Annotated in this window: 18 protein-coding genes; 10 read left to right on the plus strand and 8 right to left on the minus strand. The window is 65.1% G+C overall.

All coding sequences use genetic code 11. The features are described 5' to 3' along the window. Nucleotides 1–5: 5 nt before the first annotated feature. Nucleotides 6–1,202: a lytic murein transglycosylase gene (locus VQ067_RS20125; protein ID WP_003133821.1), complete on the minus strand. Its 1,197-nt coding sequence runs from the start codon at nt 1,200–1,202 to the stop codon at nt 6–8. A 456-nt stretch (nt 1,203–1,658) separates the two neighbouring features. Between VQ067_RS20125 and VQ067_RS20130 the strand changes: the two genes are divergently transcribed. After that, the gene (locus VQ067_RS20130) at nt 1,659–2,393 is read left to right on the plus strand and encodes a TerC family protein (RefSeq protein ID WP_003086563.1); all 735 of its coding nucleotides are present in this window, start codon (nt 1,659–1,661) and stop codon (nt 2,391–2,393) included. Between the two features lie 43 nt (nt 2,394–2,436). Here the strand turns inward: VQ067_RS20130 and loxA are convergent, their stop codons facing one another. The 3 genes from loxA to VQ067_RS20145 form a co-directional block, all read right to left on the minus strand. After that, nucleotides 2,437–4,494 (minus strand): lipoxygenase LoxA, encoded by a 2,058-nt coding sequence (loxA, locus tag VQ067_RS20135; protein WP_033990243.1) that lies wholly within the window; start codon nt 4,492–4,494, stop codon nt 2,437–2,439. 77 nt (nt 4,495–4,571) lie between these two features. Beyond that, the gene (locus VQ067_RS20140) at nt 4,572–4,892 is read right to left on the minus strand and encodes a hypothetical protein (protein WP_003082401.1); all 321 of its coding nucleotides are present in this window, start codon (nt 4,890–4,892) and stop codon (nt 4,572–4,574) included. A 499-nt stretch (nt 4,893–5,391) separates the two neighbouring features. Beyond that, nucleotides 5,392–6,063: a polysaccharide lyase family 7 protein gene (locus VQ067_RS20145; RefSeq protein ID WP_019486594.1), complete on the minus strand. Its 672-nt coding sequence runs from the start codon at nt 6,061–6,063 to the stop codon at nt 5,392–5,394. Nucleotides 6,064–6,238: 175 nt separating this feature from the next. Between VQ067_RS20145 and VQ067_RS20150 the strand changes: the two genes are divergently transcribed. Continuing rightward, the gene (locus VQ067_RS20150; RefSeq protein WP_017001461.1) at nt 6,239–7,027 is read left to right on the plus strand and encodes a dienelactone hydrolase family protein; all 789 of its coding nucleotides are present in this window, start codon (nt 6,239–6,241) and stop codon (nt 7,025–7,027) included. A 227-nt stretch (nt 7,028–7,254) separates the two neighbouring features. Next, a complete protein-coding gene (locus VQ067_RS20155; protein WP_033990245.1) occupies nt 7,255–7,983 on the plus strand; it encodes a 4'-phosphopantetheinyl transferase family protein in 729 nt (242 codons plus the stop codon). Here the strand turns inward: VQ067_RS20155 and tcdA are convergent, their stop codons facing one another. Continuing rightward, nucleotides 7,984–8,796 carry a tRNA cyclic N6-threonylcarbamoyladenosine(37) synthase TcdA gene (gene tcdA, locus VQ067_RS20160; RefSeq protein ID WP_003086553.1) on the minus strand — a complete coding sequence of 271 codons (813 nt, stop codon included), beginning with the start codon at nt 8,794–8,796 and terminating at the stop codon, nt 7,984–7,986. A 211-nt stretch (nt 8,797–9,007) separates the two neighbouring features. Here tcdA and ndvB point away from each other — a divergent pair, with 211 nt between their 5' ends. The 4 genes from ndvB to VQ067_RS20180 all read left to right on the plus strand — a co-directional run bounded on the left by ndvB (nt 9,008) and on the right by VQ067_RS20180 (nt 14,087). Next, nucleotides 9,008–11,617 carry a glycosyltransferase NdvB gene (gene ndvB / locus VQ067_RS20165; RefSeq protein WP_019486584.1) on the plus strand — a complete coding sequence of 870 codons (2,610 nt, stop codon included), beginning with the start codon at nt 9,008–9,010 and terminating at the stop codon, nt 11,615–11,617. 114 nt (nt 11,618–11,731) lie between these two features. Beyond that, the gene (dapE, locus tag VQ067_RS20170) at nt 11,732–12,883 is read left to right on the plus strand and encodes a succinyl-diaminopimelate desuccinylase (protein ID WP_003082377.1); all 1,152 of its coding nucleotides are present in this window, start codon (nt 11,732–11,734) and stop codon (nt 12,881–12,883) included. Continuing rightward, the gene (locus tag VQ067_RS20175) at nt 12,883–13,686 is read left to right on the plus strand and encodes a putative RNA methyltransferase (protein WP_015503323.1); all 804 of its coding nucleotides are present in this window, start codon (nt 12,883–12,885) and stop codon (nt 13,684–13,686) included. Before dapE ends, VQ067_RS20175 begins: the two co-directional genes overlap by 1 nt. 17 nt (nt 13,687–13,703) lie before the next feature. Then, nucleotides 13,704–14,087, plus strand: coding sequence for a hypothetical protein (locus tag VQ067_RS20180; protein ID WP_003082373.1), 384 nt, complete (start codon nt 13,704–13,706; stop codon nt 14,085–14,087). Nucleotides 14,088–14,192: 105 nt separating this feature from the next. On the opposite strand, the gene VQ067_RS20185 is transcribed toward VQ067_RS20180, so the two are convergent. The 3 genes from VQ067_RS20185 to VQ067_RS20195 form a co-directional block, all read right to left on the minus strand. Beyond that, a complete protein-coding gene (locus tag VQ067_RS20185) occupies nt 14,193–14,402 on the minus strand; it encodes a cold-shock protein (RefSeq protein WP_003082372.1) in 210 nt (69 codons plus the stop codon). 319 nt (nt 14,403–14,721) lie between these two features. Further along, on the minus strand, nt 14,722–16,338 hold the full coding sequence (locus tag VQ067_RS20190) for an ATP-binding protein (protein WP_003109067.1): 1,617 nt from the start codon (nt 16,336–16,338) through the stop codon (nt 14,722–14,724). Nucleotides 16,339–16,421: 83 nt separating this feature from the next. Next, nucleotides 16,422–17,132 (minus strand): winged helix-turn-helix domain-containing protein, encoded by a 711-nt coding sequence (locus VQ067_RS20195; protein ID WP_003082360.1) that lies wholly within the window; start codon nt 17,130–17,132, stop codon nt 16,422–16,424. 732 nt (nt 17,133–17,864) lie between these two features. Between VQ067_RS20195 and VQ067_RS20200 the strand changes: the two genes are divergently transcribed. From VQ067_RS20200 to VQ067_RS20210, 3 genes are all read left to right on the plus strand, one after another. Then, complete coding sequence (locus tag VQ067_RS20200; protein ID WP_033990246.1) at nt 17,865–20,756, plus strand: ribonucleoside-diphosphate reductase subunit alpha; 2,892 nt, start codon at nt 17,865–17,867, stop codon at nt 20,754–20,756. 191 nt (nt 20,757–20,947) lie between these two features. Beyond that, entirely contained in the window at nt 20,948–22,144 is a 1,197-nt protein-coding gene (locus tag VQ067_RS20205; RefSeq protein ID WP_164713983.1) for a tyrosine-type recombinase/integrase, read from the plus strand. Then, nucleotides 22,141–23,595, plus strand: a complete 1,455-nt coding sequence (locus VQ067_RS20210) for a tyrosine-type recombinase/integrase (RefSeq protein ID WP_103518203.1) — start codon at nt 22,141–22,143, stop codon at nt 23,593–23,595. The genes VQ067_RS20205 and VQ067_RS20210 overlap by 4 nt, the downstream gene beginning before the upstream one ends.

Genomic DNA, 23,595 nt, shown 5'->3' on the forward strand with positions numbered 1-23,595 from the left:
CGGGATCAGGGCTGGGCGCCCTTCAGCGCCTCGAGGATCTTGCGCCCGGCGCGACCGTCGGCCGGGGTCAGGCCGAGGCGCTTCTGCTCGGCCTGGATCGCCTTGCGCGTGCTGGTGCCGATCAGCCCGTCGGCCTCGCCGATGTCGTAGCCGCGCGCCAGCAACGCCTTCTGCAATTGCTTGCGCTCGAGCCGGCTGATGCCCGGGTCGTCGGTCGGCCAGGACGCCACCAGGCCGCTGCCGCCGCGCAGGCGGTCGGAAAGCAGGGCGATGGCCAGCGCGTAGCTTTCCGCGGCGTTGTAGGAATAGATCGCATCGTAGTTGCGATAGACCAGGAAGGCCGGGCCCTGGGCCCCGGTCGGCAGGAGGATCGCGGCCTTCTCGTCGCCGCCCGGCAGCGGCTGGCCGTCGGCCCGCTTCACCCCACGGGCGACCCAGGCCGACAGCGGCTGGCGCTTGCCGCGCCCGGCCAGGCTGGCGGGGAAGTCGGCCGGCACCTTCACTTCATAGCCCCACGGCTGTCCCGTGCGCCAGCCAGCCTTCTTCAGGTAGTTGGCGGTGGAACCGAGGGCATCCGGCACGCTGCCTACCAGGTCGCGACGACCGTCGCCGTCGAAGTCCACGGCGATCCGCGCGTAGGTCGATGGCATGAACTGGGTATGGCCGAAGGCCCCGGCCCAGGAGCCGGTGATGCCGGCGTCGCGGATGTCGCCGGCCTGCAACAGCTTCAGGGTGGCGAGGAACTCGCCCTGGAAGAACGACTGGCGGCGCCCGTAGCAGGACAGGGTCGACAGCGAGGTCAGCAGCGGACGCTTGCCGAAGATCCGCCCGTAGTCGCTTTCCACGCCCCACACCGCCACCACCGTGTACTTGTCCACGCCGTAGCGCGCGGCCACTTGGTCGAGCAGCTTGTCGTGCTGGGCGAGCATCGCCTTGCCATCGCTGACCCGCTGCTCGTCCACCAGGCCGGCCAGGTAGTCCCACAGCGGGGTGGTGAACTCCGGCTGCGCGTCGAGCAGGTCGAGCACGCTGAGGTCGGCTTGCAGGCCGCTGGTGAAGCGCTCATAACTGTCGGCGGAAATGCCCTGCGCCTGGGCCTTCTTCTGCAGGCCGGCGAGGCAGGAAGGGAAGCTCGAGGCGTCGGGTTGCGCCAGGGCCAGGGCGGGTAGCAGGGCCAGCGAGGAGAGAAGAAGGCTGCGCATGGGGTTTCCTTGTACGGTGAACGGTCATCCATAGCACCGGCGGGCTTCCCCCGGCGCCGAAGGCCTGGTGGCCTGTACGGTTGACTCGGTGATCGGCGTTCGACTGGTCGAGTCAGCCACACGGGCCACTAGCCTACCGTCCCGCCGGGTGCGGCGCCATCTCCGCCCTGAAAGGCGGGTGAAACCTTGCTCGGGCAGACTGGCGACGGAATACGCATGCCGGGTGTCTCGCGGCCGATCCGCCGCGTCACATCCGTGCCCGAACGCGCTGCGCCACCCGCGCGTCCGTTTTCCGGGCACTGGCCGGGCGTTCGCCTGTCCAAGCAGTGTTCCCCGCCTCCGTCCACAAGCCGGAGCCGGCCCCGACGGTCCCAGACCACCGCAGGAAAGCCGGGCGGCCGCCACCCGCCACCGCCCCGGGCTTTCCACCCTCACTACACGTTTCGGAGTACAACCTTGATCCACTGGTTGAGCGACCCGACGTTCTGGACAGCCCTGCTGCAGATCGTCGCCATCGATATCCTCCTGGGCGGCGACAATGCCGTAGTCATCGCCCTCGCCTGCCGGCACCTGCCGGCGCACCGGCGCAAGCAGGCGATCTTCGGCGGCGTCGCCGGCGCCATCCTGATCCGCATCCTGCTGCTGTTCTTCGCCCTGCACCTGCTCGACCTGCCCTACCTCAAGGTGATCGGCGCGCTCCTGCTGCTGTGGATCGGCATCAAGCTGCTGCTGCCGGAGGAGGAGGACGGCGACGACATCAAGGGCAGCACCCACCTGCTCGGCGCGATCAAGACCATCATCATCGCCGACGCGGTGATGAGCCTGGACAACGTCATCGCCCTGTCCGCCGCCTCGGCCGGGGATTTCTTCCTGGTCTCCCTGGGCGTGCTGATCAGCATCCCGATCATCGTCTGGGGCAGCCAGCTGATCCTGCGCCTGATCGACCGCTTCCCGCTGATCATCCTCTTCGGCGGCGGCCTGCTCGGCTGGATCGCCGGCGGCATGCTGCTCACCGACAGCGCGCTGAAACCCTGGCTGGCGCCCTACGCGCAATGGGATTCCTACCTGCACTACGGTGCGGCGGCCTTCGGCGCGCTGTTCGTGATCCTCCTCGGCAGCCTCCTGGCGCGCCGCCAGTTGAAGCAGCGGCATGCCGCGCCGACGGCCGCCGCCGAAAGCGAAGGCCGCTAAGAGCAACGGGGCGCCCAGGGGCGCCCCGTCCTCTTTCTCCGTCTCAGATATTGGTGCTCGCCGGAATCCGGCTCGGCAACAGGTACTCGTAGGGCTTGCGGCGCGCCTGGTTGCGCGTGCGAATGGTCGCCTCGACCTCCTTCAGGCGTGCCTGGAAGCGCTCCAGCGGGCCGCCGCTGGCGGTCACCCGCCTGTCCGAGAACACCGGCGCGTAGGGGAACCCGGTCTGCCGGTAGTCGCCGAGGCGACCGTGGTAGACCGAACCGAGCAGGTGATAGATGTTCACCTTCTCCAGCGCCACCAGGGTCGGCGGCATCATCTTCAACCAGTCGGCCTCGCTCTTGCCGCTCGGCGAGTCCGGTGCCGGCGCCGCGCTCATGGCGCAGATCGCTGGCGCGTAGGTCATCATCGAAGGCTGGGGAAAATTGACCGCCGCATGCTGCGCGGAGGCGGTGAAGATCACCATGGTCAGCACCTCGACCAGTTGGCTGCGACCGGTGATCGGGCGGAACCCGGCCACCTTGCCGCTGCCGATCACTTCGCCGACCCAGGCCGCCAGTTCGACGTCACCGGTGACGTCGCCGTCGCTGGCGTAGTACACCGCCACGTAGTCGGCCGCCCACTGGCGGATCGCATTCCACACCAGCAGGCCGTCGTCGCGGTAGGGGTAGTCCGGTAACGCGGCCGGGTCGTCGACGTTCCGCGCCTTCAGGCTCTCCGGCAACATGCCGCGGTAGAAGTCGAACCCCAGCCGGTTGCCGCCGGCGGTGGCCTGGGTGTCCTGGATCGGCGCGGCGAACATCACGTCGATGAAGCCCGCGCTGGGCAACAGGATCCGCGCCGCCCCCTCGTTGATGAACAGGGTGCCCTCGAAGTGCGGGGCGAGCAGGACGTGCAGCGGATGGCTGGGCGCCAGGGTGCGCTGGGTGGCCAGGCAGAACGCCTCGCTCACCAGGTGGGTCTGGGCCAGGTGGACGAACATCTCGTGGTAGTTCTCCTCGGCGACCTGGACCACCGTCTTGGCCATCTGCCAACCCCAGTACAGATCACTCTCCGACTCGGCGGGACGCACGAACATCGGATGGGTAACGGGGTCCTGGCCGCACTGGATGGCCACCGGCAATAGCCTCGCCCGATCCTTGCCAAGGGCGAACAGGGCGATCGGCGCATAGGCGAAGCCCGTCCCGGTGAGCAGTTTGTCCACCGCTCCCGACGGCGCCAGCTTGCCCAGCTCGGCGTAGTCCAGCAGGTACAGGCGGCGGCTGGCGGCGGCCTCCAGCAAGCTGTCGTCGGCGCCCATCACCCGGCGGAACTGCTCTTCGCCCAGCGGAAAGTTGGCCGGCAGCGCATCGACGCGGCGGATCAGCAGCGGATTAGGCCCGGCCACCCGCCAGTAGGCGAACGCTTCGTCGTCACGGAAGCTGTCGGCGACCTCCGGCAGGCGCAGGGTGCCGAACACCGCGCGGAAGCGATTCAGGCCGTCGCCCTGTCCACCCTGGGTAACCAGGTTGCTGGCGCTCTTGAGGATGTCGTCGACCAGCAGGCCGACCCGCGTCAGCAAGGCGATCACCCGCGTCTGCAATTCCGTGAAGCGCAGCAGCAGGCTGCCGGCCGCGGCCGGATCGTTCTTCGCCTCCTCCAGCAACGCCTCGTGGACCTGGCGCGCCGCTTCCAGATCGCCGCTGAGCCCGGCGGCGATCCGCTCGAACTGCGCGGCGGCCGACGCCGGCAACGAGGCGACGAAATTGACGATCAGCTCGACGATCACCCCGGCGGTCTTCAACAGCCAGTCGACATTCGGCAACTCGCCCAGCGGCACCGAGCGGGCCATCGGCACGCCTTTGACATTGGCGAAGTTCTCGGTCCAGACATATACCAGTTTCTTGCTGGTCAATACCGCACGCCGCGCCAACTTTCCGGCCAGGTTGTCATATTGCGGCAAACTCGGCGGAATCAGGTTGTCCAGCAAACTTCGCGAGGCATCGATAGATCGCTGTTGTTCCGCCCCGAGGTATTTCAAGGGCGAAAAGAATATCGAGTCATTGGCCAGTGCGGTTCCACTCAGGGCGACACCCGACAAGAGCACACTCCTGCGTTTCATATCATCGACTCCATCAATGCATTAACCAGGAACGACTCGATGCCCGAGCATCGAATCGCTCTTTCAACAGGTTGCGATCAGCTGTAAAGCCCTTCGCCGCTTTCCTTGTTGTAATGCAACGGAACATTGTGGTTGTCGGTCCCGCCGAGAATCTTGCCGACGGTGATCGCCGCCACCGAAGGCACCTGGAAGGCCAGCAGGTCGACCAGCTCGTGGGTACGGTTGAGGCCGATGGCGCTGGCCGCGTTGCCGATGCTGGAGAACAGCGGCGAGTTCAGGAAGGAGTTGGCCGCGTAGACGCCATTGATGATGGCATCGCCCAGGAAAGTCCCGGCGCCAGAAACTTGTTCGATTTCACCCACACTTAGAACCGCCAGGGCATTCACCTGATTTTTCATGTCTGAATCTCCACGTATTCAAATGATCGAAACGAATGGTTCTCGCTGAAAACAGCAAAGAAACCTGTACGTCCGAACCTCTTCGGAACGTGGAGAAAGCAATAGCGAGAGGGAAAATCGGCAATAAGCTGACGCTTCGCACAGTTGACAGGAAAAGCCTGAAACAATAGTTATCCACAATAATTATTGACGGCAAACTTTTGACTTGCAAAGAACTACGCCGGACAACGGCAATAGCCGATTTTATCCCGCAAGGCCTCGACCCATTGTGCAAACCCGGCAGGGCGTTGCGCAGAACGTGGCATTTATTCGGGGCGATCCGCCAAGGCGATTTCATGTACTGAAGTACCAGAATCAGCGGATCGTGAGACCTATTTCCCCTTGGAACGATACGGATATTTTTTCCCGCGCCCGGTTTCCTCTCTTCCGCGCCTGCCAGATCTGGCAGTTGCAAAATGCCACGGCAACGCGCAGTCCGCGGCGCAGACGCCTCGACCGCTCATTGATGGCTAACGCGCAGCTCGCTGAACGTCGCCCGCCCGCCCTCGCTGGACGGCCCGCGGTTGTCCTGTAGATAGAGTCCGGCCTTGAAATAGAGGCCCTGGTAGGCCCACTGCGGGTCCAGTTGCTGCTCCAGGGCGCTGCCATTCACCGACACGCTGAGCAATCCGCTGCGAGACACGCCGATGCGGTAGCTGAACGACTGGCCGAGAGGAATCCCGTCCATCAGCGTGTAGGCCCTGGTCCCGCCATCGTCCGGCCGCTCGCGGACCAGCGCCTGGACCCGCCCCTGGTCGAGCCGCAACTGGTAGAGCAGCTTCACCAGAGGCGCGGCCTGGCCGCTATTGCTGCCATCGCTGTGGATCTGGCCGATGATCATGCGCCGGGTCGAGGGCACCGCCTCGATGCTCAGGGTCGCCTCCAGCCAGTTGTCGGCCCTGGCGTAACGCCAGTTGTAGGGCCTGCCGCTGGACAAGGTCTCGCGCAACTCGCTGCGCGGAAACTCGCTGTTGCGCGTGTGGCTGCCGTTGACCGGCACCCAGAAGCGAATGCCGTCGGCGGTGCGCTGGAAATAGTCGCTGCGGTAGTCGCGCTGCAATTGGCTGGTGGAGATGGTGATGGCCGGGCGGCCCTGGGGAATGGTCAGGTTCCAGGTACTCAGGTCAGGCATCCAGACGGTGTCCTAGCGAGGGGAAGGGACTCGCCCATAGGGTAGATGAGCGGCGCACCCTTTGCCTGGCCGAATGGCCCACGTTTGAGCGGCGCAAGGCCGGCACCAAGGGTTTTCCCCGCGTCCCGCGCACAAGCGTCTATCTTGATCGGGGACCCTTTCACGGAGAGATGCCATGCGCCTGCTCTGCGCCCTGCTGCTCATCGCCTGCGCCGCCAGCGCCCAGGCCGCTATCCAGACCCGCGAGATGCCTTACCGGAGCGCAGATGGCACGCGCATGGTCGGCTATTTCGCCTACGACGACAGCAAGCCGGGGATCCGCCCTGGGGTCATCGTGGTCCACGAATGGTGGGGGCTCAACGACTATGCCAAGCGCCGCGCCCGCGACCTCGCCGAACTCGGCTACAGCGCCCTGGCCATCGACATGTACGGCGAAGGCAAGCACACCGAGCACCCGCAGGACGCGATGGCCTTCATGCAGGCCGCGACCCGGGATGCCGACGCCGCCAAGGCGCGCTTCCTCGCCGGCCTGGAACTGCTGAAGCGGCAACCGCAGACCGATCCCAGCCAGATCGCCGCGATCGGCTACTGCTTCGGCGGCAAGATCGTCCTCGACATGGCCCGCCAGGGCCTGCCGCTGGCCGGCGTGGCGAGCTTCCACGGCGCCCTCGGCACCGCCACCCCGGCCAGCAAGGGCAGCGTCAAGGCGAAGATCCTGGTGGAGCACGGCAGCGCCGACAGCCTGGTCCCGGCCAAGGACCTCGACGCCCTGAAACAGGAACTGAACGCCGCCGGCGCCGACTACCGGGTGGTGATCCAGGACGGCGCCAAACACGGCTTCACCAACCCCGACGCCGATGCGCACAAGGGCCACGGCCTGGACATCGGCTACGACCGCCAGGCCGACCGACGCTCCTGGGCAGACCTGCAGGCATTCCTCAAGGACATCTTCGGGCAGGGTTGAACCCTGCGCCGACGCATAAAAAAACGGGAGTCCCCGAAGGGACTCCCGTCTTGAAAGGTCGAGACAGGACAGTATCCCGTCATCAACAAACAACCTCACCTGCATTCCACTGGAATGCGCGGCGCAGTCTGTCAAAACCGGGCCTTGCGGTCCGTTTTCCTTTGTTGCGCTTTTGCAATCTTGTGTAAGCGTCGCGTGACTGGTGGGCCACGTCGGGAACCGGCACAATGCGCGCCATGAACGACCGTCTCCCCTCCTTCTGCACCCCGCTGGACGACCGCTGGCCGCTGCCCGTCGCGCTGCCCGGCGTGCAACTGCGCAGCACCCGCTTCGACCCGGCGCTGCTGCAACCCGGCGACTTCGCCCTGGCCGGCATCCAGCCGCCGGCGAACATCCTCCGCGCGGTGGCCAAGCGCCAGGCCGAGTTCCTCGCCGGACGCCTCTGCGCACGCGCCGCCCTGTTCGCCCTCGATGGCCGCGCCCAGACCCCGGCCGTCGGCGAGGACCGCGCACCGGTCTGGCCGGCCGCGATCAGCGGCTCGATCACCCATGGCGACCGCTGGGCCGCCGCCCTGGTGGCGGCGCGCGGCGACTGGCGCGGGCTCGGCCTGGACGTGGAGACCCTGCTCGAAGCCGAGCGGGCGCGCTACCTGCATGGCGAGATCCTCACCGAAGGCGAGCGCCTGCGCTTCGCCGACGACCTGGAGCGACGCGCCGGCCTGCTGGTGACCCTGGCGTTCTCGCTGAAGGAAAGCCTGTTCAAGGCGCTCTATCCGCTGGTGGGCAAGCGCTTCTACTTCGAACATGCGGAACTGCTGGAATGGCGCGCCGACGGCCAGGCCCGGCTGCGCCTGCTCACCGACCTGTCGCCGGAGTGGCGCCACGGCAGCGAGCTGGATGCCCAGTTCGCCGTGCTCGACGAACGCCTGCTCAGCCTGGTGGCGGTCGGCGCCTGATCAGGCGTTCCCCGGCGTGCGCCGCGACGGTCGCAGCGCGCGGCCTTCCGCCAGGCGCTCGACGGCGCGGGCGGCGGCGACCATGCCGAAGGTGGCGGTGACCATCATCACCGCGCCGAAGCCGCCGGCGCAGTCCAGCTTCACCCCTTCGCCGACGAAACTCTTCGACTGGCACACCGTGCCGTCCGGCTTCGGGTAGCGCAGCTGCTCGCTGGAGAACACGCAGGGCACGCTGTAGGTGCGCCCCGGCGTGCGCGAGAAGTTGTAGTCGCGGCGCAGGGTGGAACGCACCTTGGCCGCCAGCGGGTCGTTGAAGGTCTTGTTCAGGTCGGCGACCTGGATCTGCGTCGGGTCGACCTGGCCACCGGCGCCGCCGGTGGTGATCACCGGGATCTTGCGCCGCTTGCACCAGGCGATCAGCGCGGCCTTGGCGGCCACGCTGTCGATGCAGTCGATCAGGTAGTCGAAGTCGACGATGTACTCGGCCATGGTCTCGCGGGTGACGAAATCGGCCACCGCGTGGACCCGGCAGGCCGGGTTGATGGCCCGGATGCGCGCCGCCATCACCTCGACCTTGGCCTTGCCCACCGAGCCTTCGATGGCATGCACCTGGCGGTTGGTGTTGGTCACGCAGACATCGTCGAGGTCGAACAGGGAAATCTCGCCGACGCCGCTGCGGGCCAGCGCTTCCGCCGCCCAGGAACCGACCCCGCCGATGCCGACCACCGCGACGTGGCTATCGGCCAGGCGTTGCAGCCCCTCGCGACCGTACAACCGGCCGATACCGCCGAAGCGCTGTTCATCCACCTGCATCACCAACCACCTCTGAAACCGAATCGCGGATTGCCGCGCGCATTATAAAAAGCCGCGGCCGCCGCGTCGCCTGCGTTCTTACGGTTCGTCGCGCAGGCCGGACTAGACTTGCAACAGACCCGCCAGCCCGGCGCCTGTACACCCCGGGGGGTGCGGGGTAGCATCCGCCGCCCCGTGTTCAGCGAAACATCCGGAACCTGGTTTCATCTCTATGTCTTCACGCAAGATCGGGCTCAACCTGGTGGTCATCGTCGCCCTGGCCGCCCTCTTCACCGGCATCTGGGCCCTGTACAACCGTCCGGTCAGCGTACCGGACTGGCCGGAACGCATCTCCGGCTTCTCCTTCTCGCCGTTCCGCCTCAACCAGAATCCGCAGAGCGGCCGCTACCCCAGCGCCGAACAGATGCGCGCCGACCTGGAACTGGTCGCCCGGCACACCCACAGCATCCGCACCTATTCGGTCCAGGGCGCGCTCGGTGACATCCCGGCGCTGGCCGAGGCGTTCGGCCTGCGCGTCAGCCTGGGCATCTGGCTCGGCCCGGACCTGGCCGGCAACGAGGCCGAGATCGCCCGCGCCATCCGCATCGCCAACGAGTCGCCGAGCGTGGTGCGGGTGATAGTCGGCAACGAGGCGCTGTTCCGCCGCGAGGTGACGGCGGAACAGTTGATCGCCTACCTCGACCGGGTCCGCGCGGCGGTCAAGGTTCCGGTGACCACCGCCGAACAGTGGCACGTCTACCGCGAACACCCGGAACTGGCGCAACACGTCGACCTGATCGCCGCCCACGTCCTGCCCTACTGGGAGGCCACGCCGGTGGCCGACGCGGTGGACTTCGTGCTCGAACGCGCACGCGAACTCAAGGCCGCCTTCCCGAGGAAGCCGCTGCTGCTCGCCGAGGTCGGCTGGCCGAGCAACGGGCGCATGCGCGGCAGCGCCGAGGCGACGCCCGCGGACCAGGCCATCTACCTCCGGCGCCTGACCAACGCGCTCAACGGCGAAGGCTACAGCTACTTCGTCATCGAAGCCTTCGACCAGCCCTGGAAGGTCAGCGCCGAAGGCTCGGTGGGCGCCTACTGGGGCGTCTACAACGCCGACCGCAAGGCCAAGTTCAACTTCACCGGGCCGGTGGTGCCGATTCCCAAGTGGCGCGCCCTGGCCATCGCCTCGGCGGTACTCGCGGTACTCGCCTTCACCCTGCTGCTGATCGACAGTTCCTCGCTGCGCCAGCGCGGGCGGACCTTCCTCGCCGTGGTCTCGTTCGCCTGCGCCTCGGTGCTGGTGTGGATCGCCTACGACTACAGCCAGCAGTACAGCACCTGGTTCAGCCTGACCGTCGGCGCGTTGCTGGGCGTCGGCGCGCTGGGGGTGGTCATCGTGCTGTTCACCGAGGCCCACGAGCTGGCCGAGGCGGTCTGGACGCGCAAGCGGCGCCGGCCATTCCTGCCGATCACTGCCGCGCAGGCCTATCGGCCCAAGGTGTCGATCCACGTGCCCTGCTACAACGAGCCGCCGGAACTGCTGAAGCAGACCCTCGACGCCCTTGCCCGCCTCGACTACCCGGACTACGAAGTCCTGGTGATCGACAACAACACCCGCGACCCGGCCGTCTGGCAGCCGGTCGAGGCGCACTGCGCGCGCCTGGGCGAGCGCTTCCGCTTCTTCCACGTCGCCCCGCTGGAAGGCTTCAAGGCCGGCGCGCTGAACTTCGCCCTGGGCCACGTGGCGGCGGACGTCGAGGTGGTCGCGGTGATCGACGCCGACTACTGCGTCGACCCCGACTGGCTCAGGCACATGGTGCCGCACTTCGGCGACCCGCGGATCGCCGTGGTGCAGTCGCCGCAGGACTACCGCGACCAGCACGAGAGCGCCTTCAAGCGGCTCTGCTACGCCGAGTACAAGGGCTTCTTCCACATCGGCATGGTCACCCGCAACGACCGCGACGCGATCATCGAGCACGGCACCATGACCATGATCCGGCGCAGCGTGCTGGACGAGCTGAGATGGCCGGAATGGTGCATCACCGAAGACGCCGAGCTGGGCCTGCGGGTGTTCGAGAAGGGCCTGTCGGCCGCCTACTTCGAGCGCAGCTACGGCAAGGGGGTGATGCCCGATACCTTCATCGACTTCAAGAAGCAGCGCTTCCGCTGGGCCTACGGCGCGATCCAGATCATGAAGCGGCATACCGACGCCCTGCTGCGCGGCCGCGGTCCCGACGGCAGCCGCCTGACCCGCGGCCAGCGCTACCACTTCGTGGCCGGCTGGCTGCCGTGGATCGCCGACGGCCTGAACATCTTCTTCACCCTCGGCGCGCTGCTCTGGTCGGCGGCGATGATCATCGTGCCCAAGCGCGTCGACCCGCCGCTGCTGATCTTCGCTATCCTGCCGCTGGCCCTGTTCGTCTTCAAGGTCGGCAAGATCCTCTTCCTCTACCGGCGCACCGTCGGCGTCGACCTGCGCGACTCGTTCTTCGCCGCCCTCGCCGGCCTGTCGCTCTCGCACACCATCGCCAAGGCGGTGCTGTACGGCTTCGTCACCCGCGGCATCCCGTTCTTCCGCACGCCGAAGATGCGCTCCAGCCACGGCCTGCTGGTGGCCCTGGCGGAGGCCCGCGAGGAAGTCTTCGTGATGCTCCTGCTGTGGGGCGCGGCGGCCGGCATCGTGGCGGTTCAGGGCGTGCCGAGCCGCGACCTGCTGATCTGGGTCGCCATGCTCCTGGTGCAATCGTTGCCCTACCTGGCGGCGCTGGTCATGGCCTTGCTCTCGTCGCTGCCGAAACCGCGCGAGGAACTGGCCGGCGGCGCCGAGCAGATCGGCGGTTGAGGTCGGGCGAGGCGTCGGGACGGCCGGCCCCGCTCGCCTAAACGGCGTCCCTTCGCCCACGTTTATGCTTTAAGATTCCCCCTTTCCGCTCGACCCGCTCAGGATGCCCTCCCCATGACCGCCTCTTCGCCGAGTCTCTCGCCGACCCTCGAACTCGCCTGCGAGTTGATCCGCCGCCCCTCCGTCACGCCCCTCGACGCCGACTGCCAGGCCCTGATGATGCGCCGCCTGGAAGCCGCCGGCTTCGCCCTGGAGCCGATGCGCATTGAGGAGGTGGACAACTTCTGGGCACGGCGCGGCGGCGACGGCCCGGTACTGTGCTTCGCCGGGCACACCGACGTGGTCCCCACCGGCCCGCTGCAGGCCTGGCAGCACCAACCCTTCGACGCCCTGATCGACGACCAGGGCATGCTCTGCGGGCGCGGCGCGGCGGACATGAAAGGCAGCCTGGCGTCGATGATCGTCGCCGTCGAGCGCTTCGTCGCCGACCACCCGGAGCACAAGGGTGCCATCGCCTTCCTCATCACCAGCGACGAGGAAGGCCCGGCCCACCACGGCACCAAGGCGGTGGTCGAACGCCTCGCCGCACGCGGCGAGCGCCTGGACTGGTGCATCGTCGGCGAACCGTCGAGCACCAGCCTGGTCGGCGACGTGGTGAAGAACGGCCGCCGCGGCTCCCTTGGCGCCAAGCTGACCATCCGCGGCGTACAGGGCCATGTGGCCTACCCGCACCTGGCGAAGAACCCGATCCACCTGGCCGCCCCGGCGCTGGCCGAACTGGCGGCGGAACACTGGGACGACGGCAATGCCTTCTTCCCGCCGACCAGCTTCCAGGTTTCCAACCTGAACTCCGGCACCGGCGCCACCAACGTCATCCCCGGTGAACTGACCGCGCTGTTCAACTTCCGCTTCTCCACCGAATCCACCGTCGAAGGCCTGCAGAAACGCGTCGAGGCGATCCTCGACAAGCACGGCCTGGACTGGCACGTCGAATGGGCGCTGTCCGGCCTGCCGTTCCTCACCGAGCCGGGCGAACTGCTCGATGCGGTGGCCGCCAGCATCAGGGCGGTCACCGGCCGCGAGACCCAGCCCTCGACCAGCGGCGGCACCTCCGACGGACGCTTCATCGCCACCATGGGCACCCAGGTGGTCGAACTCGGCCCGGTCAACGCCACCATCCACCAGGTCAACGAGCGGGTCCTGGCCAGCGACCTGGAGCTGCTCACCGAAATCTACTACCAGACCCTGGTGAGGCTGCTCGCCTGATGCTGATCTGCCCGCTCTGCTCCGCCGCCCTGGGCGAGGTCGACAACGGCGTCGCCTGCCCCGCCGGGCACCGCTTCGACCGCGCCCGCCAGGGCTACCTGAACCTGCTGCCGGTGCAGCACAAGAAAAGCCTCGATCCGGGCGACAACGCCGCCATGGTCGAGGCCCGTCGCCAGTTCCTCGGCGCCGGCCACTACGCGCCGCTGGCCCGGCGCCTGGCCGAACTGGCCGTCGAACGCGCGCCGCGACGCTGGCTGGATATCGGCTGCGGCGAGGGCTACTACAGCGCCCGGCTCGGCGAAGCCCTGGCCGGCGCCGAAGGCTACGCCCTGGACATCTCCCGCGAGGCGGTGAAACGCGCCTGCCGCCGCGCGCCGCAGTTGTCCTGGCTGGTGGCGAGCATGGCCCGGCTGCCGCTGGCCGACGCCAGTTGCGAGCTGATCGCCAGCGTGTTCAGCCCGATCGACTGGAACGAGGCCGTGCGCGTGCTCGCCCCCGGCGGCGGCGTACTGCGCCTGGGCCCGGCCAGCGCGCACCTGCTGGAACTGCGCCAGCGGCTCTATGACGACGTGCGCGACTACGCCGACGACAAGCACCTCGCCGGCCTGCCCGCGCAACTGCGCCTGCGCCACACCGAGACCCTCGAGTTCCGCCTGGCGCTGGACAGCTACGACGCGCGGGAAAACCTCCTGGCCATGACCCCGCACGGCTGGCGGGTCAACCCCGAGCGCCGCGCGCGAATCCTGGCCGAACCCTTCGAAGTCAGCGTGGCGGTGCGCTACGATTGGCTGCAACGCGACTGACCGTCCCCGAGGACCCCATGCGCCAACCGGATATCGAGATCTACCTGAAAGACGCCGAGCACGCGGCCGTCGCCGCCTGGCTGGAACAGGCGCTGGGGCCCTGCGGCCCATGGCAGGAGCACGGCCAGACCCTCAAGTGCACCGCCCGCGGCGAGCACGGCGCGGTGCGCGTCACCTGGCTGCCGAAGGCGGTGGGCAAGTGGCACAGCCTGTTCTTGGAGAGCGACAGCACGCCCTGGGACGACGACCTCGCCTGCGCCAGGGCCGCGCATGCCGCGCTCGGCGTGGAGATCCGCTGCGCGCCGGGCGGCTGGGAGGAAAACCAGGGCGAAGAGGACGCCGACCGCTGGCTGCGGGTCGACGCCGGGGGCGTCGAGGAAATTACCTGGCGCACCGCCTGAACGACGAAAACCCCGCGCTGCGAGGGGCCACCCAACGGGGGCCTGGCGGGGTGGATGCGCTGGATGACAAAAGCCCGTCTCGCGACGGGCTTTTGCTTGCGGGAATCAGACCTTGGAGACGTCTTCCGCTTGCAGGCCTTTCTGGCCCTGGATCACCGAGAATTCCACTTTCTGGCCTTCCACCAGGGAGCGGTGACCCTCGCCGCGGATGGCGCGGTAGTGAACGAACACGTCCGGACCGCTATCGCGTTGAATGAATCCATAACCTTTGGCGTCATTGAACCACTTGACGGTTCCGACCTCACGATCAGCCATTACCACACTCTCCAACTTGCAATTTTTTATAAGTGGCCTTCCCAATCCGGGAAGACTTCGACGGTTCGGCTGCGCAACGCTGTTCTTGTTATCCGACCCCGGCAAAATGCCGTTGGAGCGGGCATTTCGAATGGCGTTCCACTAGCCACCGCGTCCCGGAGTATAAACAAACGAGTCCAACTGAAAAGGACTTTTTTAGCCCCTGGCGGAATACCCGCCACGCCCGGCGGGACTGGCCTTTCGATATGTTTTCGCTACGCCTGGAATACGTCTGCGCAAGCACTTGCAGATAGCTAGCCGCCATATTTCCGTCAACTTTTCAGCGGTCGCGCAGACCTGCCTTGCGCGGCCAGGCCAGGGTGAAGCAGGCGCCGCCCAGAGTCTCGCTGCGGCCGATGGAGGCCCGGCCGCCATGCCAGTAGACGATCCGCCGGACGATGGACAGTCCCAGGCCATGCCCGCCAGAAGCACGGGTCCGGCTGTCGTCCAGGCGTAGGAATGGCGTAAAGAGCCGCTCCCATTGCGCCTCCGGCACCCCCGGCCCGTCGTCCTCGACATCCACCCGGCAACGCTCCAGGCTGACCCGGTAGCTGATCCTGACCCGACGATCGGCATGCCGCAGCGCATTGGTCAGCAGGTTCTGCAAGGCCCGATGCAGGTAGCGCGGCTCGGCCTCGATCCAACTGCCCAGCTCCTCAGGCACCAGCGCGCCCTCCTCGCAACTGACCAGCACCTCGCGGCGCAGCGGAGCGATCTCCTCCACCACCTGGCGCACCAGCACGCCCAGCTCCAGGCGCTGGTAGGTCAGCGGCGGCGAGCCCTGTTCCAGGCGCGCGTAGGTGAGCATCTCGTCGACCAGCTTGTCGAGGTCCTGGATATCGTTGTCCATGCCCTCCAGGTACTTCAGGCGGGCGCCGTCGGTCTCGGCGGTCTCGATCATCTCCAGGCCGAAGCGCAACCGCGCCACCGGCGTGCGCAGCTCGTGGGACACCGCGCGAACCATCTCGCGCTGCACCGTCAGCAGCCGGTGGATGTGCTCGGCCATATGGTTGAAGGCCGCGCCCAGGCGTCCCACCGAGTCGCCGCCGCGCACCTCGACGCGGGTATCCAGACTGCCACGGGCGATCCGCGTGGCGGCCGCCTCCAGGCTGCGCAGGCGCTGCTCCAGACGACGCACCAGCAGGTAGGTGATCAGGCCGATGAAGCTCAGGCACAGCGCGCCGAGCAGCAACAGCAGCTGCGGCGGATAGAGGTTCATCTGGAACAGCGGGCCCAGCTCCAGCACCCAGGGCGTGTCGAGGATGCCGGCGAAGATGCGGATCGAGTCGCCGTCCTTGCCCAGCGCCATCACCGTGTCGCCCTCCACCACTCGCCGGCGCTGGTCGTCGTCGAGGTCCAGTTCCTTGACCTGGAGCAGGTGCACCGGGAAGCCGAAGCGCTTGTCGCGGACGATCCGCGCCAGGTGGTAAGGCTGTTCGCTGGCCGGGTAGCGCACCAGTTCGTCCATCAGCAGATAGACCGTGGCCCGCGCCAGTTGCTCGCTGACCTGCTGCACCTCGCCGCTGAGCACCAGGTTCTCGGCGGCGCTGGCCTGGGTATAGACGGTGACGGCGTGCTCGGCGGTCTGCTTCACCAGCACCTGGCCGTTCATCAGGCGCGCGCGGCTGCGTCCGTCCATCCGCAGCTCGTCCAGCCCGCGCAGTTGCAGGGGAATCCCCAGCAAGCGGCTCCACTGCGCCAGGGCGCGCTTGCGCTCGGTGGCGGTCATCGGTTGCAGGTTGTCGGCCATCAGGCGGAAGGTGCCGCGCGCCAGCTCCTCGCGGTAGTGCTCGCCACGCACCTCGTTGATCCAGTGCAGGCCGAGCAGGCCCAGGCCGCTGACCAGCAGCAGGGCCAGGAGCATGCCGCCATAGATGCGCAGGAAGATGGATTTCATCGGCGAGCCCCCGGCCGCTGTCCGCTGCTGTTGATTCTGGCCGACCGGGACGCCCGCGCCCCGGCCCGCAGGAAAAAAGCGCCTCAGCCCTCGCCGACGAACAGGTAGCCCTTGCTGCGCACGGTCTTGATCAGCCGCGGGTGCATCGGGTCGTCGCCGATCTTCGGGCGAATCCGCGAGATGCGCACGTCGATGGAGCGGTCCTGGCCGTCGTACTCGATGCCGCGCAGGGCGTTGAAGATCTCCTCGCGGGAGAGAATCCGCCCGGCGTTCGCCGCCAGCAGCCAGAGCAGGTCGAACTCGGCGCTGGTCAGCTCGATGGTGGTCCCGTCCAGCCAGGCCTCGCGCATCGCGTTGTCGATCACCAGGCGACCGAACGCCAGGCGTTTGCTGTCCGCCGCCGGGGCGCCCGCTTCCGGCGCCTCGCTGCGCCGCAACAGGGCACGGATGCGCGCCAGCAGCACACGCGGGCGCACCGGCTTGCACACGTAGTCGTCGGCGCCCATCTCCAGGCCGAGCACCTCGTCCATGTCGTCGGTGCGCGCGGTGAGCATCAGGATCGGACCGTCGAACTGCGGACGCACCTGGCGGCAGATGGACAGACCGTCCTCGCCCGGCAGCATCAGGTCGAGCACCACCAGGTCCGGGCGTTCGGCGAGGATACGCGCCGCCGCCAGTGCGCCGTTGGCTTCGATGTCGACCTTCAGGCCGTTGCCTTCCAGGTATTCCCGGGTCAGCTCGGCCAGGCGTCGATCGTCCTCGACGATCAGGATGCGCCAGGCTTCTTGCTCCACACAGCCTCCTCGTATCGCGGTCCCGGAGCCGCCGCGCGGCCCCCTCAGAGCGGCCCGCATTGTAGCCAATACGGGGGCCGCGCGGCAGCACGCGAGGAACATCTTGCAAACACTACATATTGTGGGTAGGGTGCGCGCCCCGAAAGGTTGGGGAGTAGGTCTGCGCCGGTGCTTTCCGAGGGCGACGAATGGCATTCTCCAGCGCTGCCGCGGCCTACGGACGCTTCCTAGGACTCACGCACAGAAGACCCACACTTTATCCACAGGTTTCCCCCAGACTGTCACCTTGCAAACACCCCATTAGCGCATTATCTTGTATCCCCATCGTCGCCACCCCCTATATCTTGGGTTTCGAGCGCACGAACGGCTACAACGGAACCAACCGCGCACGGACCACTCTGATGGCTCCGGCGGCTCCGCAAAAAAGCATTTTCCAGACGTACTGAAAGCATCGACGGCGCTCACCGCAAGGAGCCCTTCATGACGATGGAAAAGCGGTACGGGTGTTGCAACGGACGCTGTAAACAGACAGTCAACACCACTAGGTATTGTGTTCGACGGCAAAACGCCACGAACCCGCCAGGGCCAGGGAGGCACGCACAGTCCCCACCCTCAGCATTCGAATGAAGCAGCCGCCGCGAGGCCGGCTGCCCGGCTCTTTATCGATTCAAGGGAATGGGCGCCCCGGCGCCCGCTAGCAAAACCATTACGAGAACGTGGAGATACCCACCCATGCATACCGACACCACACGCGAGAACCCGCAGGCCAGCGCGCCGCAGGCCGCCGATTCGTCGCAGGATCTGGCCGCCACCGCGCCGGGCCAGCTGCGCGTGATCAAGCGCAACGGCACCGTAGTCCCCTACACCGATGACAAGATCACCGTGGCCATCACCAAGGCGTTCCTCGCCGTGGAAGGCGGCACCGCCGCCGCCTCGTCGCGTATCCATGACACCGTGCGCCGCCTGACCGAGCAGGTCACCGCCACCTTCAAGCGCCGCATGCCGTCCGGCGGCACCATCCACATCGAAGAGATCCAGGACCAGGTCGAACTGGCCCTGATGCGCGCCGGCGAGCAGAAGGTCGCCCGCGACTACGTGATCTACCGCGAAGCCCGCGCCGCCGAGCGCAAGAACGCCGGCGCCGCCAGCGATGTCGCCCAGCCGCACCCGAGCATCCGCATCACCCGCGCCGACGGCAGCCTGTCGCCGCTGGACATGGGCCGCCTGAACACCATCATCAGCGAAGCCTGCGAAGGCCTGGCCGAGGTGGACGGCGCGCTGATCGAGCGCGAGACCCTGAAGAACCTCTACGATGGCGTCGCCGAGAAGGACGTCAACACCGCCCTGGTGATGACCGCGCGCACCCTGGTCGAGCGCGAGCCGAACTACTCCTACGTCACCGCCCGCCTGCTGATGGACACCCTGCGCGCCGAAGCCCTGGGCTTCCTCGGCGTGGCCGAGAGCGCCACCCATCACGAAATGGCCGAGCTGTACGCCAAGGCCCTGCCGGCCTACATCGAGAAAGGCGCCGAGTTCGAGCTGGTCGATGCCAAGCTGAAGGAATTCGACCTGGAGAAACTGGGCAAGGCCATCGATCACGAGCGCGACCAGCAGTTCACCTACCTCGGCCTGCAGACCCTGTACGACCGCTACTTCATCCACAAGGACGGCATCCGCTTCGAACTGCCGCAGATCTTCTTCATGCGCGTGGCCATGGGCCTGGCCATCGAGGAGAAGGACCGCGAGGCACGCGCCATCGAGTTCTACAACCTGCTGTCGTCCTTCGACTACATGAGTTCCACCCCCACCCTGTTCAACGCCGGCACCCTGCGTCCGCAGCTCTCCAGCTGCTACCTGACCACCGTGCCGGACGACCTGTCGGGCATCTACGGCGCCATCCACGACAACGCCATGCTGTCGAAATTCGCCGGCGGCCTGGGCAACGACTGGACCCCGGTGCGCGCGCTGGGCTCCTACATCAAGGGTACCAACGGCAAGTCCCAGGGCGTCGTGCCCTTCCTGAAAGTGGTCAACGACACCGCGGTCGCGGTCAACCAGGGCGGCAAGCGCAAGGGCGCGGTCTGCGCCTACCTGGAGACCTGGCACCTGGACATCGAGGAATTCCTCGAGCTGCGCAAGAACACCGGTGACGACCGTCGTCGTACCCACGACATGAACACCGCCAACTGGATCCCCGACCTGTTCATGAAGCGCGTCTTCGACGACGGCTCCTGGACCCTCTTCTCGCCGTCCGACGTCCCCGACCTGCACGACCTCTACGGCAAGGCCTTCGAGGAGCGCTACGAGTACTACGAGGCCCTGGCCAGCTACGGCAAGCTGAAGCTGCACAAGGTCGTCCAGGCCAAGGACCTGTGGCGCAAGATGCTCTCCATGCTGTTCGAGACCGGCCACCCGTGGCTGACCTTCAAGGACCCGTGCAACCTGCGCAGCCCGCAGCAGCACGTGGGCGTGGTGCACAGCTCGAACCTCTGCACCGAGATCACCCTGAACACCAACAAGGACGAGATCGCCGTCTGCAACCTGGGCTCGATCAACCTGGTCAACCACATCGTCGACGGCAAGCTGGACACCGCCAAGCTGGAGAAGACCGTCAAGACCGCGGTACGCATGCTCGATAACGTCATCGACATCAACTACTACTCGGTCCCGCAGGCGCAGAACTCCAACTTCAAGCACCGTCCGGTCGGCCTGGGCATCATGGGCTTCCAGGACGCCCTGTACCTGCAGCACATCCCCTACGGTTCGGACGCGGCCATCGCCTTCGCCGACCAGTCCATGGAAGCCATCAGCTACTACGCGATCCAGGCTTCCTGCGACCTGGCCGACGAGCGCGGCGCCTACCAGACCTTCCAGGGCTCGCTGTGGTCGCAAGGCATCCTGCCGATCGACTCGGAGAAGAAGCTGATCGAAGAGCGCGGCGCCAAGTACATCGAAGTCGACCTGTCGGAAACCCTCGACTGGGCGCCGCTGCGCGAGCGCGTACAGAAAGGCATCCGCAACTCGAACATCATGGCCATCGCGCCGACCGCGACCATCGCCAACATCACCGGCGTCTCGCAGTCGATCGAGCCGACCTACCAGAACCTGTACGTGAAGTCGAACCTCTCCGGCGAGTTCACCGTGATCAACCCCTACCTGGTGCGCGACCTCAAGGCCCGCGGCCTGTGGGACCCGGTCATGGTCAACGACCTGAAGTACTACGACGGTTCCGTGCAGCAGATCGAGCGCATCCCGCAGGACCTCAAGGACCTCTACGCCACCGCGTTCGAAGTCGAGACCCGCTGGATCGTCGAAGCCGCCAGCCGTCGCCAGAAGTGGATCGACCAGGCCCAGTCGCTGAACCTGTACATCGCCGGCGCCTCGGGCAAGAAGCTCGACGTGACCTACCGCATGGCCTGGTTCCGCGGCCTGAAGACCACCTACTACCTCCGTGCCCTGGCCGCCACCAGCACCGAGAAGTCCACCATCAACACCGGCAAGCTCAACGCCGTGTCGGCCGGTGGCAACGACGGCCTGCAAGTCGCCCCGGCCGCCGAGCCGAAGCCGGCGCCGGTGCCGCAGGCATGCAGCATCGACAACCCCGACTGCGAAGCCTGCCAGTAGCGTTCATAAGATTTAGAACGTATACATTGTAGGTAATAAGACCCTCCAACCCCTTGTACCCTAAGGGGAAGGAGGGTTTACTTGTTGTATACCCAACCCTATACTCGCCGGCCAAAGTAGCTCACAGGCCGGAAGCGTATACATTGATCAGTTTCTCCATCAGATCCTTCACGGCCTCAGACGACCTGCCCATGGTGGTGCTGGTCGACCAAGAAGGCTCCCCCCTCTTCCTCCCCAACGTCTACGCCACGCTTCGCTACCGAGATGTAGGCTTCGCGGCAACCACTACTGAAAAAGTGCTTCGCTCGGTGGGGATGGCCTACCTGTGGGCGGCTTCCAGAAAAATCGATCTAGATCAGGCTCTTCGCTCAGAATCGTTTCTGTCCATTGAACAGTGCGAAGACCTGGCCTTTTTCCTCCGACTTGATCGTGCCGCCCAAGATCAGGCGGTGCAGGATTCGCTGGATCCCCCAGTTCGTAAGATCGTGCGACTGGAGCAGGTGCGCCGCATGCAGAGTCCAGCCGTGTCGATGACCATGATCTCTGCAGCAGAGGGTGGCTACCGTATTCGGGCAGTAGCGAAGTTCCTGGAGTTCAATCACGAGCGTATTAGACCGAAGACGTCGGCCAAGCTCGACAAAGAACTCACCAAGGCTCGAGAAAAGGCCATAGCGTGCCTGCGAGCCCTAGAGCCTAGGGCAGCCACCTCCGATGACGGAGACGCTCCAGAAGGGCTTGGAGAGGACGTAATGGCGGTTTTGGACGCAGCTTTCGAGCCCGGTGCTGAAAACAATCCATTCACGTCGGAATTCCACCAGTACCGGAACCACTTGATCTACAGGTTCTTTGTAGAAACGTCTATTCGCCGAAGTGAACTCAGGTTCATCCGGGTAGAAGATGTCAATCATGCAACACGCAGAGTAATGGTTAGGGTATCCAAAACTATTGCAAGGACGCTTCCAATCTCAGAGCAGACAGCCGACGAGTTCCATGAATTCGTGATGAAACGCTGGGCGAAGATTCCGCTATCTGCAAGGAAGCATGGATATCTCTTCACCACCGTGAAAGGAGATCACCTTTCCAATGAGGCAATCAACCTTCTGTTCAGAGAAATTCGCCGCAAAGCTGATCTGCCAAACAGTGTTGCTCCGCATGCACTTCGCCGCACTTGGAATGATCGCCTGAGTCGAAGTATTGATGCGCTCCCACCAGAAAGTCGGATGTCCCCTGAAAAAGAAAAACAGGTGCGCAATCGACTGAATGGTTGGTCGAAGAAATCAAACATGACCGAGCGGTATGCGCGGCGGCACATCAGAGAAAAAGCAGACCATCTGGCCGAAAAGCTTGCCAACAAACTGCGTGAAAAGAAAGAAGAAGATCCGCAATGAAATTTAAAGCTAGCCCCTTCAACCAACTGGGTGCAAACTCAGAGAGCAGAGTTGACAAAGTCATTTTGCTTGACGGTCGTATGATGGAAATCCAAATTGGAGCCCACATCCCTAGCGTTGATCGCGACGGAAACTCAAGGGCGCTCCGCCTAGATGGATTAACACCAGGCAATCCTTTGCACGAAAGCATGTACAAATGCATCAAATCCACGCTTTCAACCCACAGCCTCGCCTACAACCAAACGATATCTATCGCGGTTAAGAGATGGCTAGATTTGCCTGGAATGCAACAAAAAACCGAAATAGATATCCCTGAATTAAACCAGCTCAATGAAATTTCGGCCAACTACAGGCCTTTTGTCATCCCGCTTCTTCGCCGGATCTCAGCCCTTGAAATGGCTGGATTATCCGAGAGCACAATCGATTTCCTGAAGCACCCACATCGATGGGAGGAGAACGGTAAAGGAGCTTACTACAGCCTGATCACTAACGATCCGGAGAAAGGCGCCCTAACAGAACAGGAAATACATAACATCCACGCCAAGCTGCATGGCGCCTATGCGGCGGGCGTGATTTCACTAGCCGACTATACTCTTTGCTGGTTCTTCATAGGCACTGGCACGAGACCATCACAAGCCTACAGAATGAAGAAAAAGGATGTGGTAGTTCACAGCAAGGAAGGGATGGAAGTAACTCTCCGGATCCCGCTGGTGAAGGGTGAGCTTACCGTCTCCACTGAGTATTGGACACGAAGAGCACCCACTGTCCTAGCAGAATGCCTTATCAAATACTTGGATCAGCAATCGTATCAACATGAGACGGATGGTGACGACCCTCTGTTTGATGATGAATCTGCACAATACCTTGGTTTCAGAATGAGTTCCATTATCCGTAGGCTGGACACATTCTCAGAACGCCTTGGTGCTAAGATTCCAATCAACCCTTACCGCTTTCGGTACACTCTTGCCACCAGGGCTTTAGCGCAGGGTGCTTCTGACTATGAAGTTGCTCGGTTACTTACACACCGGAGCACCTCCTGCATTCAGTTTTACCGGGCGTCCATGCCAGAGCTTCAGAAGCCGATTCGTGATGCCCTGGGTAAAGAAATGGGGTACTTCGCCAAAGCGTTCCAGGGCAAGGCCATTACCGGGCTACATGAAGCAACCAGAGCAGGCGACCCTGACGCCGTAATTACTGACTTCTTGAGGCTTATGGGTAAGCCTGTGGGAGCATGCGGAACCCGTGCGGAGTGCTACCAGAATGCCCCAGTGGCCTGCCTTGCTGGCTGCTCTCACTTCGAGCCGTTGCTGGACGCCCCCTGGGAGAGCCTGATGGAGTCACTCATTGCTGATCAAGACCTGGAAACAGAACTTAGGATCCGCCAGATCAACCACAATGCAATGTCCGCCATCCAGCAAATCATTGCACTGCGCGACAACTCGGAAAAATAA

It is taken from the genome of Pseudomonas sp. KBN12P06040 (assembly GCF_037574965.1).
Classification (GTDB): domain Bacteria; phylum Pseudomonadota; class Gammaproteobacteria; order Pseudomonadales; family Pseudomonadaceae; genus Pseudomonas; species Pseudomonas aeruginosa.

Excerpts from the sequence above, each read along its gene's own strand:
- VQ067_RS20200 (WP_033990246.1), top strand. The coding sequence starts at position 17,865 with ATGCATACCGACACCACACGCGAGAACCCGCAGGCCAGCGCGCCGCAG.
- VQ067_RS20125 (WP_003133821.1), bottom strand. The coding sequence starts at position 1,202 with ATGCGCAGCCTTCTTCTCTCCTCGCTGGCCCTGCTACCCGCCCTGGCC.
- ndvB (WP_019486584.1), top strand. The coding sequence starts at position 9,008 with ATGTCTTCACGCAAGATCGGGCTCAACCTGGTGGTCATCGTCGCCCTG.
- VQ067_RS20145 (WP_019486594.1), bottom strand. The coding sequence starts at position 6,063 with ATGCCTGACCTGAGTACCTGGAACCTGACCATTCCCCAGGGCCGCCCG.
- VQ067_RS20155 (WP_033990245.1), top strand. The coding sequence starts at position 7,255 with ATGCGCGCCATGAACGACCGTCTCCCCTCCTTCTGCACCCCGCTGGAC.
- VQ067_RS20205 (WP_164713983.1), top strand. The coding sequence starts at position 20,948 with ATGGTGGTGCTGGTCGACCAAGAAGGCTCCCCCCTCTTCCTCCCCAAC.
- VQ067_RS20175 (WP_015503323.1), top strand. The coding sequence starts at position 12,883 with ATGCTGATCTGCCCGCTCTGCTCCGCCGCCCTGGGCGAGGTCGACAAC.
- tcdA (WP_003086553.1), bottom strand. The coding sequence starts at position 8,796 with ATGCAGGTGGATGAACAGCGCTTCGGCGGTATCGGCCGGTTGTACGGT.
- VQ067_RS20140 (WP_003082401.1), bottom strand. The coding sequence starts at position 4,892 with ATGAAAAATCAGGTGAATGCCCTGGCGGTTCTAAGTGTGGGTGAAATC.
- VQ067_RS20180 (WP_003082373.1), top strand. The coding sequence starts at position 13,704 with ATGCGCCAACCGGATATCGAGATCTACCTGAAAGACGCCGAGCACGCG.
- VQ067_RS20185 (WP_003082372.1), bottom strand. The coding sequence starts at position 14,402 with ATGGCTGATCGTGAGGTCGGAACCGTCAAGTGGTTCAATGACGCCAAA.
- loxA (WP_033990243.1), bottom strand. The coding sequence starts at position 4,494 with ATGAAACGCAGGAGTGTGCTCTTGTCGGGTGTCGCCCTGAGTGGAACC.
- VQ067_RS20150 (WP_017001461.1), top strand. The coding sequence starts at position 6,239 with ATGCGCCTGCTCTGCGCCCTGCTGCTCATCGCCTGCGCCGCCAGCGCC.
- VQ067_RS20190 (WP_003109067.1), bottom strand. The coding sequence starts at position 16,338 with ATGAAATCCATCTTCCTGCGCATCTATGGCGGCATGCTCCTGGCCCTG.
- VQ067_RS20210 (WP_103518203.1), top strand. The coding sequence starts at position 22,141 with ATGAAATTTAAAGCTAGCCCCTTCAACCAACTGGGTGCAAACTCAGAG.
- dapE (WP_003082377.1), top strand. The coding sequence starts at position 11,732 with ATGACCGCCTCTTCGCCGAGTCTCTCGCCGACCCTCGAACTCGCCTGC.